Genomic DNA, 13611 nt, shown 5'->3' on the forward strand with positions numbered 1-13611 from the left:
CCAAAAATCGATACATTTTTTACGGGTTAATTTCAGCGGCACAAAATGCCATTTGCGGGGATTGAAACAGGGAAATATGAGTGAATGTGCAGATACAGGGTGAGAGCGAAAGACGGCTGAAAACTGAAGTGCAACCGCAGGGATAGTGAACCTTGCTGTGCTCGGAGCAGAAGTTTAACGCTGGCACTCCCAGTGCCAGTATGACAAAATTTCCCCAATAACAAATATTATAAGAACTGACATGCCCGCCTTCTGTACCAAGATAAGCATTGGTTTTCTCCTGGCATTTTGTTGCCTGTGTCATGCTGACGACCAGTATGACCCCGGGCTGTTTTCCCCGACCCTGTTCACGGCCGAGGCCGACGGCCGACTTGCCAATAAGGAAATTTTGAAGCTGGCCCAGGACGACAGGGGCTTTATCTGGGTTGGTACCCAGAGGGGCCTGTTTCGCTTCGATGGCTATGAAAACCGCAAGATGACCTCGGAAGGCATGCCCTTCGATGTGTCAGCCATCTATGTGCGCTCCTTGCTCGCCGATGGCGATGTCCTCTGGATAGGGACACTGTCGAGCGGCCTGCTGCGACTCGATCTGCGCACTTACCAATTCAGCCAATTCAGCAAAGATCAAGACAATCCCGTCTCCCTGGGCGGTAACCAGGTCAACGCCATCAAGAAGGATGCCCAGGGCAAGTTGTGGCTGGCACACAGCTTTGGCCTGGACCGGCTGGATCCAGCGACTCAGACATTTCGCCATTTCGTTTCCGCCGATGATACCAAAGACAGGTACTTCAATTACCTGCTGGATCTGGAAGCGGACAGCGACGGCAGCCTATGGCTGTCCACTGCCAAGGGGCTGGCGAAACTGGCCCCAGGGGCGCAGCAATTTGCCTTGATCAGGGAACCCGCCCTGCTGGCAGAGGTGGTAATAAGGCGCATCCATCTGGCCAAAGATGGGCGCATCTGGCTGGCCACCCAAAAGCAGGGCACCTTTATCCTGAATAGAGATAGCCAAACGGCCATAAAGCTGGAGTCCCCCGCCTCCCGTGCCGATGCCGCCAATACCGCCATTGTCGAGACAGACGATGGCCAGATGTGGCTGTCTGGCTCCCTGGGATTGGAGATCCGCGACGCTGTGACCGGGCGGCTGCAGAAGGAACTGAGGGGAAATCTGCTCGACAAATACGGCCTGCGCGGTGATGTCGCCTACCCTTTGCTCAAATCGAAAGATGGACTGATATGGATTGGCGTCTCCAACTTTGGCCTGCAATTCTTTAACCCCCAGACCCGCCGCTTCCACTATTTTGATCGCTTCTCTCCCCAACTGGCGAACACCTTCGGTTCCTACCTGGCCAACCTGTTGAAGGTCAGTGAGTCGAAACTCATCATCTTCAATCAGCACCAACCCATAGAGCTCGACCTGACCACAGGGAAAACCGCCCCCCTGCTCAAGGAGCCTAGCCTGGCCAAGCAGTCGTTTTTCTCAGGGATCAGGGAAACGGATGACATCTATTGGCTCGGAGGCGGCAATGGCAACATCTTCAGGGTGGACCGCAGCCAACGCACGGCGGAAGAATTCCGCCTGCCACTGACCAAGACAGAGGGGGTGTATGTGCGTCACCTGGCGCTCGGCAAACAGGGGGAACTTTGGGTCGGCTCGGATCGCGGCCTGCTCAAGCTGGATCTGCACAGCCGCAGTTTCAGCTTCCCCAAGCACAGCGATGGCAGTCCCTTCATAACCTATGTGCGCAGGCTGATGGTCGATGACAGCAACCGGTTATGGGTGGGCTCAACCAGTGGCTTGGGCCTGGTAGACAGTGGCCAGACCCGGGTGCAGTTTTACTCCAGGGAACAGGGCACGGCCGGCACCCTGAGGCACAACACCATAGTGCAGTTTCTGCAGAACCGGCGCGGAGAAGTCCTGGTGTACCACAAGGGCGGCATAGACAAACTTGTGTCCAGGCAAGATGACACTATGCGCTTTGCTCCCTTTGCCACAGAAGTGACGGACAAGCTCGAAAATGAAGAGACCCTGCTGCAACTGGAAAACGGCCAATACTGGCTCGGCAGCCATTTCCTGTTGGACGAGGACGGCAGGTTGCTGCAGGCCCTGACCGAGACCGATGGCGCCCTGGACACGGGCCAAGGCAAAAATTTCCTGCGCCTGAACCACAGCCAGCTGCTGCACGCCTCCCGTGATGCCTTGGTGCTGATTGACCAGGATGCCGGGATAAGGGGGCACTATCGCGCCCCCCTGGTGGTGACCGAGCTTATGATCGGCAACCAAGAGGTGAATTTTGATGACACGACACCCAGTATTCGGGTGCCCAGCTCGGCCAACCAATTTTCACTGCGCTTTGCCGCGCTCGACTTCTCCGAGCCCAGGGCAAATCAATATCGTTACAAACTGGACGGTTATGATCCCGAATGGATCACCACCCCGGCCGATGTGCGTCAGGCCAATTACACTGCCCTGCCGCCGGGCCACTATCGACTCTTTGTCGAAGGCAGCAATCGCGAAGGCGACTGGAGCGGCGCGCCATTGATATTGGCAGTGGATATTGAGCCCAAATTTTTCCAGACCCAGTGGTTCCGTCTCCTGGCTCTGCTGCTGCTCGCCTTGCTGCTGTACTGGTTGTTCCGCTGGCGCCTGGCGGTGGCCAAGAGCAAACAGAAGGAAATCTTTGAGAAACGCGAAGCGCTGCGCAAGGCGGAGATGATGACAGAGCTGATGGAGCAGAAAAACCAGATGCTCGCCGAAGTGACCCATGATCTGCGCACCCCGCTCGCCATGGTCAAGCTGCAGCTCGAAGCCCTGCAGGACGGCGTACTGCAGCCGAGTGAAAAATCCTACGAAACGCTGCAACAGCGTATCACAGGGCTGAACCATTTGGTGGGAGATATCTACCAGTTATCCCTGATGGAATCCGGCGCGCTGACTCTGCATAGACAAACTACCCCAATCAACGCACTGCTGGCCTCGACTGTCGATGCCTTCAGACCCATGATGCAACAAAAAGACCTACGGCTTACATGGCACGACGACACGCCGCATCCCGTCGAGTTGCTGATCGACGAAGGCCGTATTACACAGGTACTGAACAACCTGATGAAGAACAGTTTCCGCTACACGGATGAACACGGCCAGGTCCGAGTGACGCTGACTCAAGACAGCGCCAGAGTGACAATCAGGGTCGAAGACAGTAAACCTTCGATCAGCGACGAGGAGTTGGGGAAAGTGTTTGAACGACTTTACCGCGCAAAATCCACCCGAAGCAAGAGCCAGTCCGGCTCCGGACTGGGGCTATGGATCTGCAAGTCCATTACCGAGGCCCATGACGGAGAAATCTCGGCAGGAGCTTCCGTCTTGGGTGGTTTGGCTATTACAATACGGCTGCCGCTTTAAACTTCGGGATCCTATGACAGATACTATCGTCCTGGTCGAAGACGACCTGGAAATTGCCGAAATCGTCCTCATGTACCTGCACGCCGCTGGGCTGAACACCCGGCACTTCGATGATGGTGTCGGTGTGGCCGCCTGGGTAAAACACCATACCCCGGCTGTGGTACTGCTGGATCTCGACCTGCCCAACAAGCAGGGGCTGGAGGTGTGCCGGGAGATCCGCGCCTTTTCCGAGTTGCCCATCATAATGACCACGGCGAAGGTGGAGGAAGTGGATCGCCTGCTGGGCCTGGAAATAGGTGCCGACGATTACCTCTGCAAACCCTTTTCGGTCAAGGAATTGGTGGCACGGGTCAAGGTACAGCTGCGGCGAATGCATCGCAGTCAGGCAGACGACAACGGTTTAAGGGTGGATGCGGCCAGTTTTCATCTGTACTTTTCCGGGAAGTCGGTGGAACTCACAGCCATTGAATTCAAGTTGTTTCACCTCTTGTACTCGAATGCCAACCGCATCTACTCCCGGGCACAGATAATGGATCTTGTCTACCAGGACTATCGCTGTGTGTCCGACCGCACGGTAGACAGTCATATTCGCAACGTGCGCAAGAAACTGGCGGCCATGGGCATGGAACAGGAGTTGATCCGCTCCATCTACGGCGCAGGTTACAAGTACGAAGCCCTCTGCTGAACCTTTGAGTCGATACTCAGTTCAATTGATTTCTGCACACTCACTGCATAATTTGCTGTTCTACTCTTCAGCAACAGGTTTTGCAATGGTGACAGAGAAACGATGAAACAGCCTTTCCAGCCACGGTCGGCGGCGGCCCTAACCTTGCCGGCCGCCGAGGATGACGACACCCCCTTGAGCGGCGCCGAGTGTCAGGCCGGAAAGGCGGCGTTTTTGGCCGCCCTGGCACACGAATTACGTACCCCACTGTCGGTCATCAAACTCTATGTCGAAGCGATACAGGACGAGATGTACGATAACAAGGATCAAGCCTTTGCCCGACTGGATGCGAAATTTCAAGAATTCGAACACTTAATGGACGAATTGCTGCAAATGAAAACCACACAAGACCAGTAGTTCAGCTCCGTTGGCCCGGTACCTATTGCGAGTCTCTATAAGCACAAATAACGATACAATGCGCTTCGGATCCGGTACGTACACACTCACCCTTGTTGGAAAAGGTCCCCTTATGCAGTTACCCGCGACAGAGCCAAGTTTTATCACTGCCCAGCTGACAGCGGCCGACCTGATGATCAGCGATACGCTTTACCGCGAATTGAAACGTTGCGCCGGCCGCATCCTGGCACAATATGCCAACAACCTGACCTTGCAAACGACGGAAGTGGTGCATGAGGCCTGCGTTAAATTAATCGAATCGGAAGGCAAATATCAAAGTAAGGAACACCTCTACCGTACCGCTGCCAAGGCGATGCGCCATCTGCTGATCGATTACGCCCGGACAAAATCGGCCGACAAGCGCGGCAATAACGCGATAAAAACCCAATGGCTCGACGAACTGCTCAGCGAGGACTGTGAGAACGAGGGACTGATCGCCGTCGAGCAATGCATTCAACAGATGAGCAGTCTGGGCGACAGAATGGAGGCCATAGTCGAACTGCACTACTTTGCCGGTTTCCCCCAACAGAAGGTGGCCGACACCCTGCAGCTCAGCCTGCGTACTGTGGAACGGGAACTGACCTTTGCCCGAACATTTTTATACGATCGCCTGCATAAAGGAGACAACGCGGCCCATGTCTGATCTCAAACGCGTTAAAGAACTGTTCGACGCCTGTCTGGACCTTCCCCCGCAAGAACAAAGCCTCTATGTCGAACAAAGCAACTGTACCGAGGCCGAACGCAGTGAGGTGATGCGGCTGCTCGATCACCTGAGCGCCAGCAAAACCGTCCACATCGCCGGCCACGCGCAGCGGGTGATAGGCCAGCATATGCGCGAATTAAGCCTGCAGTTCCAGCCAGGCCAACTGCTCGGCCAGTATCGCATCCTCGAAGAAATCGGCGTCGGCGGGATGGGCGTGGTATTGCTTGCCGAACGGGCCGACGGCCAATATCAGCAAAAGGTGGCAATCAAACTCGCCCCCTCATTTTCAGGGCCGGATGATCACCAGCATTTTGCCGCCGAGCGTCAGCTGTTGGCCAATCTTCAGCACCCACACATAGCCATGCTGCTCGACGGCGGTCTGACCGACGATAAACGTCCCTATCTGGTCATGGAATATGTCGAGGGCGAGAACCTGCAGGACTATTGTGTCGCCAACTCACTGTCGCTGGCACAAAGACTCGAACTCTTTCTCAACGTCTGCGACGCGGTCGGCTACGCCCACAACCGGCTGATCATTCACTGCGATCTCAAACCGGAAAACCTATTGGTCAACCAGGATGGCGTAGTCAAGCTGCTCGACTTCGGCACCAGCCGCCTGCTTCAGCAGGGGCAAGAGGAGCAAGGCGCCGCCCGCATGCTGGCGATGACCCTGAGCTGCGCCAGCCCGGAGCAGGTGCTCGGCGAACCGACCACGACGGCGACCGATGTCTACGGCCTGGGTGCCCTGCTCTATCAACTGCTGACCGGTAAGTCGGCCAATGCAGTAGATCGCAACAACATGGCGGCAACTCTCGACGCCATCTGCCGCGACATGCCGCTCCCACCCGGCAATCACGACAAACGAATCGCCAAAGACCTGGACAATATCGCCCTCAAGGCATTGCAAAAGCTGCCCGAAGACAGATACCCGTCGGTCAGCGAGCTGGCCTGGGACATCAAACGTTTCCTGAAAGGACAGACGGTATCCGCCACCCCGACCACGGCAGGCTATCGATTCGCTAAGCTGCTCAAACGCCATCCTGTGGCCTCGTCCTTGGCTTCTGCGCTCGCGGTCGCCATGACCACAGGCCTGGTGGCCACCAATCAGCTCAATCGCTCGCTGACCGAGCAACGAGATACGCTGATCACCACCCAGGCCAGTCTGCTGCAGCAAACCCATACGGCGGGAAAAGTCATAGAGCTGTTGACCGACATGTTCGACGCCGCCTCGCCGGCAAATGCCCAGGGTGAAGCGATCAGCATCGACAAGCTGGTCAATTCCGCGGTGACCAAAACCCGCAACACCTTGTCGCAACAGCCGGACGTCAAATCCCGGCTGCTCGGCGTCTTGTCCAGGGTACAGAACAGTTTGGGCCAGGATCAACAGGCCGTCGCCCTGATGGAAGAAGCCTTTAAGCTGAAACAACAAGACGGCAGACAGCCGACCCTGGTCGATGTCGCCGAGCTCGGCAGTACCTATACCAGTGCCGGTCAATTTGACGAAGCGCTCAGCTACCTGCGCCAGGGCGAGCAAATGGCACAGGCACCCGGTGCCAGCGAGAAAGACAGGGCGCTGGTGAATTATGATCTGGGGCTGTACTTTGAAAAGCAAAGCCAGTTCGCACAGGCGCAGGACTATTATCTCAAGGCCGATGCCTACTGGCAGCAACACCCTGACGAACAGGACACAACACCGCTGGAAATCCGCTTTCACATCGCCTATATGCACTACTATGCCCAGGAATATACCCAGGCCATAGACGTTTTGACCGCCCTGTTGATCGATACGGAGCGGTTATTCGGCGCCAACCATCCGCAGAATTTGAATACCCTGCGGATGTTGTCCAATACCTATCGTCACCTCGGCGATTATGACAAAGCCGAGGCGGCCATAGTGCGCGCCTATCAGCTGGCGCACAGAATCCTCGACCCTAACGCCCAGCTCAATCAAACCGTGACCCAGTCTTATGCCTATCTGCTCACCGACCAGGGACGTTACCAGGAAGAAATTGATATCCTCAACCAAGAACTGGCCGGCGATCTGACCAATCAGACAACCATAGGCAATTATCACTCGGACCGGGGCCAGGCCCATCTGGAACTGGGCAACTTTCAAGCCAGCAAGGACGATTTTGAGCAAGCGTTGGCGCTGCTCAGCCCGCATTACGCGGACTCAACTTTGGAGACCTTCCCTGCCCGTTTATTCCTGGCCTACAGCCGCTCGTTTCTCGGTGAAGCCGCCATTGGCGATCAAGCGCTTGACGAGCTCTATGCCCAGGCCGAACAGCAGTTCCAAAAAGGCGATTACAACCTGGGGCTGGTTGCACTGCTGCAGGGTGCAGTCGCCCTCAATAATCACGACCTGGCAAAAGCAGACCGCAAGCTGCAAAGCGCCAAAGCCATATTCGATGCCCATTTCCCGCCTGAGCATGTGGCCCATGTCACTCTGCTGCGCATCGAGGGCGATTACTACCTGGCAACGCAGCAGTGGCAACAGGCCCATAGGGTGCTTGGCCGGGCTTGGCAGCTGGCCGAAAAATACCACCCTCCGGGGTCGGTCGAGGGCCAGTTGATCCGCCTCAAAGATGCGCAGGCGCTATGGCATCAGGGAGACACACGCAAAGCCCGCGAAATAACCGCAGAAGCAGCGCCTTTGCTGCAACAAAAACTTAAACCCGACTCGCAGTACTACCGAATCGCCGAGCAGACTCGCCGTCTGGTCGACATGCAGCGAGGCTAAGGCTAACTAGAGACTTATTTATAGGGACTTAGTTATAGAAACTTAGCCATAGAAACTGGGTTAAAGGCATTTTGGCTGGAAATCACGCAGCTAAAATGCCAAAGGGAATATTGTCAGTGACCTTTTTACTTTTCACAGCCAACCCAGAATAGGCTTTCAGAGGTGTTGACCATAAAAAAAGGGTAATAACATCAGTTTGTTATTACCCTTTTTTAACTTGATTTCAGCCAAGCCGACTAGTTGTTTTCAGAGACCATGTTGATGGTGTACTTGGGAATGTCGATCACCATGTCGCTGTCGACCACCTTGGCCTGGCAAGACAGGCGACTCTCAGGCTCCAGGCCCCAGGCCTTGTCCAGCATGTCGTCTTCGAGCTCTTCGCTGGGCTCCAGTTCATCGAAACCCTCACGCACTATCACATGGCAGGTAGTGCAGGCGCAGGACTTCTCGCAGGCATGTTCTATGTTGATACCGCTGCGCAGGGCGACATCCAGTATGGTCTCCCCTACCTTGGCTTCGATGACGGCGCCATCCGGACATAGCTCTGCATGGGGAAGAAAGACTAATTGTGGCATACTTGATTCACCTATATATTGTCGACCGACTGCCCTTTTAGCGCGGCTCGAATAGAATTGTCCATACGTTTGGAGGCAAACTCCTGGGTCTGTGCATCCAAGGCCTCTATGGCCTTGGTGATAGCATCCGTATCGTCCTGCCCTGCGACCAGCACCAATTGGGTCATGGCCGCATCGATCGCCTCACGTTCGGCGGCATCGAGCAAATCCCCGTCTTTATGCAGCGCCGCATTGAGCGACTCCAGCACCCTGGCGGCCTCGACTTGCTGTTCGGCCAGCATGCGCCTGGCGATGTCGTCCTTGGCATGTTGCATCGAATCTTTCAGCATGAGGGCAATTTCCGTGTCGGATAAACCGAACGATGGCTTGACCTGAATGCTGGCCTGCACCCCGGTGGATTTCTCCATGGCGGTGACGCTCAGCAAGCCGTCGGCATCCACCTGGAAGGTCACTCGGATATGCGCCGCCCCGGCCGCCAGCGGCGGTATACCCTTGAGGGTAAAACGCGCCAGGGAGCGGCAGTCCGCTACCAGCTCACGCTCGCCCTGCACCACATGGAAGGCCATGGCCGTTTGCCCATCCTTGAAGGTGGTAAACTCCTGGGCCCTGGCGACCGGAATGGTGGTGTTGCGCGACACTACCTTTTCCACCAGGCCCCCCATGGTCTCTATGCCGAGGGATAAGGGGATCACGTCCAGCAGCAACAGATCGGATTCGGGCTTGTTGCCCACCAGAATGTCGGCCTGAATGGCGGCGCCTATGGCGACCACCTTGTCGGGATCGATCGAGGTCAGAGGCGGCTTGCCGAAGAAGTGCTCGACTTGCTCGCGCACCAAGGGCACCCGGGTCGAGCCGCCCACCAGCACTGTCTCCAGCACTTCATCGGCCGTGACGCCGGCATCGCGCAGCGCGCGCCGGCAACTGCCTATGGTCTTCTTCACCAGAGAGGCGATCAGGGCCTCGAAATCCGCCTTGGTCACTGTATGCTGCAACAGGCTGCCATCGGCCAGGGTCAGGCTGGCGAGCACACTCGCCTCTTGCGTCAGGGCCTCTTTCACCCGGCGCGCCTCTATCAGTAACTGACGCCCCAGCTGTGGACTCAGGCCGGGTAATTGCCAGGCTTGCTGCAGATGGTTCTGCAGCAGATGATCGAAATCATCGCCTCCCAGGGCCGAATCCCCCCCGGTCGCCAACACTTCGAACACGCCGCGATTGAGGCGCAGTATCGAGATGTCGAAGGTGCCGCCGCCCAGATCATAGATGGCGATAACCCCTTCCTGCTTGGAATCCAGGCCGTAGGCGATGGCCGCCGCCGTGGGCTCGTTGAGCAGGCGCAATACCTTCACCCCGAGCAGCGCCGCCGCGTCCTTGGTGCCTTGACGCTGGGCGTCATCGAAATAGGCAGGCACGGTAATCACCACCCCCTGGAGTTCGCCGCCCAGGGTTTGCTCGGCGCGCTGGACCAAGGGTCGCAGGATTTCGGCCGAGACCTGCACAGGATTCACTCTGCCCTGGGCCGTGACAAACAGGGGTAAGCCGTTATCACTGGCAGCAAACTCATAAGCGAAGCTCTGGGGACCGGACTGAATATCCTCCAGACTACGGCCCATGAAACGCTTCACCGAGACTATGGTGTTATGGGGGTCTTGAGCCGAGCTCAAGGCGGCCTGATAACCCACTTCGACCGCATCTGGGGTATAGCGCACTATGGAAGGCAGTGAATGCCTGCCCTGCTCATCGGCCAGGGTCGCTGTCTCACCACTGCGAACTGTGGCCACCAGGGAATTTGTGGTGCCGAGATCTATTCCCACCGCGAGTCTGTGTTGATGTGGCGCGGCACTTTGACCGGGCTCGGCTATCTGCAAAAGGGCCATAGGGTTCCAACTTGATCAAGAGCCGGCTTACTACTCAAGCCGGCGAATTACCGGACAAAATTGCCTCAGTCGAACAGGGCATCTTCGGCCCGGGTCAGCTCGTTATGCAATTTTGCCATAAATTTAAGTTTGCGCACCTGATCCGCCGCCAGCAACCAGTCAGTATGCAGTTCGCTGTCGAGCAAAGCGGCCAGCAGTTGGGTCAGCTCGGTCTGATAGGCGGCGAAAGACTGGTACAACTCGTCGATCATTGGCTCAGGCGCCTGGCTGTGACTTATGTCTTCCAGGGCTTCCCGCCATTCCATCTGCTGCATCAGAAACTGCGTATCTTTGACCGTGGTGGTCTCATGACTCAAGTCTATCCCCCTGAGCGCCAACATGTGTTCGGCGCGGCGGATAGGATCTTTGAGGGTTTGAAAACCATCGTTGATTTGGGCGGTGCGTTGCACAGACAGCAGCTTTTGCTGCTCAGTGTCGTTGGCAAACTTATCTGGGTGCACCGCCCTTTGCAGCTCACGGTAACGCTCGGCAAGCAGGGCGGTGTCGATGGTGAAGGCAGGCGTGAACCTGAACAGCTCGAAATAATTCATGGGTTACTCAGGCCATTAGACGGTGAAACTCTCACCACAACCGCACTCACCCTTGGCATTGGGGTTGTTGAACTGGAAGCCTTCGTTGAGACCTTCCTTGACGAAATCCAGTTCTATGCCCTGCAGATAGATGAAGCTCTTGGCATCTATGATGATATTCACCCCTTCGACTTCATAAACTTCATCGTCGTCGTTGAGGGTGTCAACGAACTCAAGCACATAGGCCATACCCGAGCAGCCAGAGGTTCTCAGCCCCAAACGCAGGCCGAGTCCCTTACCACGGTTCGCCATGAAAGATTTGACTCTGTCAACGGCGGCTGGGGTCATTGTGATTGCCATCTTAACTCCAGGGATTACTGAGCTTGCTTGGATTTGTACTCGTCCAATGCCGCTTTAATGGCGTCTTCGGCCAGAATAGAGCAGTGAATTTTTACCGGCGGCAAGGCTAATTCTTCGGCTATGTCGGTATTTTTAATCGAGGCCGCTTGTTCTACCGTCTTGCCCTTCACCCATTCTGTTACCAGTGAGCTGGAGGCGATGGCGCTGCCGCAACCATAGGTCTTGAACTTGGCGTCTTCTATGATACCGTCGGCACCTATCTTCAGCTGCAACTTCATCACGTCACCACAGGCGGGCGCACCCACCATGCCGGTCACCACTGAAGGATCGTTTTTGTCGAAAGACCCAACGTTACGCGGGTTTTCATAGTGGTCTATTACTTTTTCACTGTAAGCCATGATACTGCTCCAAAATGCGCTATCGGTCTTGAGTTAGGTATTAGTGATGGGCCCATTGCACCTGGTTAAGGTCGACCCCATCTTTAAACATTTCCCACAGGGGAGACATTTCTCTCAATTTACCAATAGATTGATTAATAGTTTCAATCGCGTGATCTATCTCTTCATCGGTAGTGAAACGGCCGATGGAGAAGCGGATAGAGCTGTGAGCCATCTCGTCGTTCAAGCCCAGCGCCCGCAGCACATAGCTGGGTTCGAGACTGGCCGAGGTACAGGCAGATCCCGAAGAAACCGCCAGGTCTTTGAGTGCCATCATCAGCGACTCACCTTCGACAAAGTTGAAGCTGACGTTGAGGTTGCCGCAATAACGTTGCTCGGCATCCCCATTGATGTAGGTTTCTTCTATGTTCTTGATGCCATTCCACAGCTTGTCACATAGGCGACGGATGCGTTCGTTATCGGCTTGCATGTCTGCCTTGGCTATCGCCGCCGCTTCGCCCAGACCGACTATCTGATGGGTCGCCAGGGTGCCGCTGCGCATACCGCGCTCATGGCCACCGCCATGCATCTGCGCCTCGAGACGGATACGCGGCTTGCGACGCACATACAGGGCGCCTATGCCCTTGGGGCCATACATCTTATGACCGGAAATGGACATAAGATCCACCTTGGTCGCCTGCACATCGATCGGCAACTTACCGGCGCTCTGAGCCGCATCCACATGGAATATGACCCCCTTGGCACGGCACAGCTCACCTATGGCATCGATATCATGAATGACACCTATTTCGTTGTTAACGTGCATCAGGCTGAGCAATATGGTGTCGGGGCGCATCGCCGCTTCCAGCTTATCCAAAGGAATGATGCCATTGGCCGCCGGCTCGAGATAAGTCACTTCGAAGCCTTCACGCTCCAGCTGACGACAGGTATCCAATACCGCCTTATGTTCCGTCTTGCTGGTGATGATGTGCTTGCCTTTCTTATTGTAGAAATGCGCAACGCCCTTGATCGCCAGGTTATCCGACTCGGTTGCACCCGAGGTAAAGACAATCTCCCTGGGATCGGCGTTGATCAACTCGGCCACCTGGTTACGGGCGATATCGACAGCTTCTTCAGCCTGCCAGCCGTACCTGTGTGAACGGGATGCCGGATTGCCAAAAATGCCGTCCATTGTCATACATTGGAACATCTTCTCAGCGACCCTGGGGTCGACTGGCGTAGTTGCGGCATAATCTAAATAGATAGGAAGCTTCATAACACACTCCGTACTGAGCAGTCTCTACCGAGGCTACATACAAGGTACATAAATAATTTTATAATATTAACAAAGAATTACAGCTCAAGAGCTAGGCGCTAATCCTTTGTTCCTTCTGTATTTTGTCTTGCTTGAGTGAGATAAACTGCACGTCTCGTTTCTGCATTAAACCGGCAAGACTGATACTATTTAAAAAATCTGAAATCTGCTTACTCAGATCGCCCCACAAAGAGTGAGTTAAACAACGAGTGCCACTCTGGCAATTTGCCTGTCCGTTGCAACGGGTCGCCTCCACGGACTCATCGACCGCATGCACCACCATTCCCACGGAGATTTCATTGGCCTCCAGTCCCAAGCGATATCCACCGCCGGGACCGCGCACGCTGGCAACCAGGCCGTGCTTTCTTAATTTTGCGAAGAGTTGTTCTAGATAGGAAAGCGAAATCCCTTGTCTTTCAGAGATATCCGCTAAGGGAACAGGTCCGGATGCAGAATGAATAGCAACATCCAGCATTGCTGTTACCGCATAACGACCTTTAGATGTAAGTTTCATATCGACCACTGCTCCCAAACAGGTATGGGGGAATTTCACCATACCCGAGTAATTTAGTCAA

The 13611-nt window shown here is 55.4% G+C and carries 12 protein-coding genes; 5 read left to right on the forward strand and 7 right to left on the reverse strand.

Annotated elements, in window-relative coordinates; all coding sequences use genetic code 11:
- Positions 1-241 precede the first annotated feature (241 nt).
- The 5 genes from LZP73_RS01675 (at position 242) to LZP73_RS01695 (ending at position 7966) form a co-directional block, all read left to right on the forward strand.
- Positions 242-3403 carry an ATP-binding protein gene (locus tag LZP73_RS01675; RefSeq protein ID WP_234232752.1) on the forward strand — a complete coding sequence of 1054 codons (3162 nt, stop codon included), beginning with the start codon at positions 242-244 and terminating at the stop codon, positions 3401-3403.
- Between the two features lie 13 nt (positions 3404-3416).
- Positions 3417-4088: a response regulator gene (locus tag LZP73_RS01680; RefSeq protein ID WP_234232753.1), complete on the forward strand. Its 672-nt coding sequence runs from the start codon at positions 3417-3419 to the stop codon at positions 4086-4088.
- Positions 4089-4190: 102 nt separating this feature from the next.
- Complete coding sequence (locus LZP73_RS01685) at positions 4191-4484, forward strand: histidine kinase dimerization/phospho-acceptor domain-containing protein (protein ID WP_234232754.1); 294 nt, start codon at positions 4191-4193, stop codon at positions 4482-4484.
- Positions 4485-4596: 112 nt separating this feature from the next.
- Positions 4597-5166, forward strand: a complete 570-nt coding sequence (locus tag LZP73_RS01690) for an ECF-type sigma factor (RefSeq protein WP_234232755.1) — start codon at positions 4597-4599, stop codon at positions 5164-5166.
- A complete protein-coding gene (locus tag LZP73_RS01695; protein ID WP_234232756.1) occupies positions 5159-7966 on the forward strand; it encodes a serine/threonine-protein kinase in 2808 nt (935 codons plus the stop codon). The genes LZP73_RS01690 and LZP73_RS01695 overlap by 8 nt, the downstream gene beginning before the upstream one ends.
- Positions 7967-8202: 236 nt before the next feature.
- Here the strand turns inward: LZP73_RS01695 and fdx are convergent, their stop codons facing one another.
- The 7 genes from fdx to iscR form a co-directional block, all read right to left on the reverse strand.
- The gene (fdx, locus tag LZP73_RS01700) at positions 8203-8541 is read right to left on the reverse strand and encodes an ISC system 2Fe-2S type ferredoxin (RefSeq protein ID WP_169563062.1); all 339 of its coding nucleotides are present in this window, start codon (positions 8539-8541) and stop codon (positions 8203-8205) included.
- An 11-nt stretch (positions 8542-8552) separates the two neighbouring features.
- A complete protein-coding gene (hscA, locus tag LZP73_RS01705; RefSeq protein WP_234232757.1) occupies positions 8553-10415 on the reverse strand; it encodes a Fe-S protein assembly chaperone HscA in 1863 nt (620 codons plus the stop codon).
- A gap of 65 nt (positions 10416-10480) precedes the next feature.
- Positions 10481-11005, reverse strand: a complete 525-nt coding sequence (gene hscB / locus LZP73_RS01710; protein ID WP_234232758.1) for a co-chaperone HscB — start codon at positions 11003-11005, stop codon at positions 10481-10483.
- Positions 11006-11020: 15 nt separating this feature from the next.
- On the reverse strand, positions 11021-11344 hold the full coding sequence (gene iscA / locus LZP73_RS01715; protein ID WP_169563065.1) for an iron-sulfur cluster assembly protein IscA: 324 nt from the start codon (positions 11342-11344) through the stop codon (positions 11021-11023).
- A 14-nt stretch (positions 11345-11358) separates the two neighbouring features.
- Positions 11359-11742, reverse strand: coding sequence for a Fe-S cluster assembly scaffold IscU (gene iscU / locus LZP73_RS01720; protein ID WP_169563066.1), 384 nt, complete (start codon positions 11740-11742; stop codon positions 11359-11361).
- 40 nt (positions 11743-11782) lie between these two features.
- Positions 11783-12997 carry an IscS subfamily cysteine desulfurase gene (locus tag LZP73_RS01725; protein WP_234232759.1) on the reverse strand — a complete coding sequence of 405 codons (1215 nt, stop codon included), beginning with the start codon at positions 12995-12997 and terminating at the stop codon, positions 11783-11785.
- Positions 12998-13088: 91 nt separating this feature from the next.
- Complete coding sequence (gene iscR / locus LZP73_RS01730; protein WP_234232760.1) at positions 13089-13550, reverse strand: Fe-S cluster assembly transcriptional regulator IscR; 462 nt, start codon at positions 13548-13550, stop codon at positions 13089-13091.
- Positions 13551-13611: the final 61 nt, after the last annotated feature.

Source organism: Shewanella sp. AS16, from assembly GCF_021412365.1.
Taxonomy (GTDB): domain Bacteria; phylum Pseudomonadota; class Gammaproteobacteria; order Enterobacterales; family Shewanellaceae; genus Shewanella; species Shewanella salipaludis.

What these genes read in the sequence shown, in the direction of transcription:
- LZP73_RS01675 (WP_234232752.1), top strand. Translation starts at nt 242, where the DNA reads ATGCCCGCCTTCTGTACCAAGATAAGCATTGGTTTTCTCCTGGCATTT.
- LZP73_RS01680 (WP_234232753.1), top strand. Translation starts at nt 3,417, where the DNA reads ATGACAGATACTATCGTCCTGGTCGAAGACGACCTGGAAATTGCCGAA.
- LZP73_RS01685 (WP_234232754.1), top strand. Translation starts at nt 4,191, where the DNA reads ATGAAACAGCCTTTCCAGCCACGGTCGGCGGCGGCCCTAACCTTGCCG.
- LZP73_RS01690 (WP_234232755.1), top strand. Translation starts at nt 4,597, where the DNA reads ATGCAGTTACCCGCGACAGAGCCAAGTTTTATCACTGCCCAGCTGACA.
- LZP73_RS01695 (WP_234232756.1), top strand. Translation starts at nt 5,159, where the DNA reads ATGTCTGATCTCAAACGCGTTAAAGAACTGTTCGACGCCTGTCTGGAC.
- fdx (WP_169563062.1), bottom strand. Translation starts at nt 8,541, where the DNA reads ATGCCACAATTAGTCTTTCTTCCCCATGCAGAGCTATGTCCGGATGGC.
- hscA (WP_234232757.1), bottom strand. Translation starts at nt 10,415, where the DNA reads ATGGCCCTTTTGCAGATAGCCGAGCCCGGTCAAAGTGCCGCGCCACAT.
- hscB (WP_234232758.1), bottom strand. Translation starts at nt 11,005, where the DNA reads ATGAATTATTTCGAGCTGTTCAGGTTCACGCCTGCCTTCACCATCGAC.
- iscA (WP_169563065.1), bottom strand. Translation starts at nt 11,344, where the DNA reads ATGGCAATCACAATGACCCCAGCCGCCGTTGACAGAGTCAAATCTTTC.
- iscU (WP_169563066.1), bottom strand. Translation starts at nt 11,742, where the DNA reads ATGGCTTACAGTGAAAAAGTAATAGACCACTATGAAAACCCGCGTAAC.
- LZP73_RS01725 (WP_234232759.1), bottom strand. Translation starts at nt 12,997, where the DNA reads ATGAAGCTTCCTATCTATTTAGATTATGCCGCAACTACGCCAGTCGAC.
- iscR (WP_234232760.1), bottom strand. Translation starts at nt 13,550, where the DNA reads ATGAAACTTACATCTAAAGGTCGTTATGCGGTAACAGCAATGCTGGAT.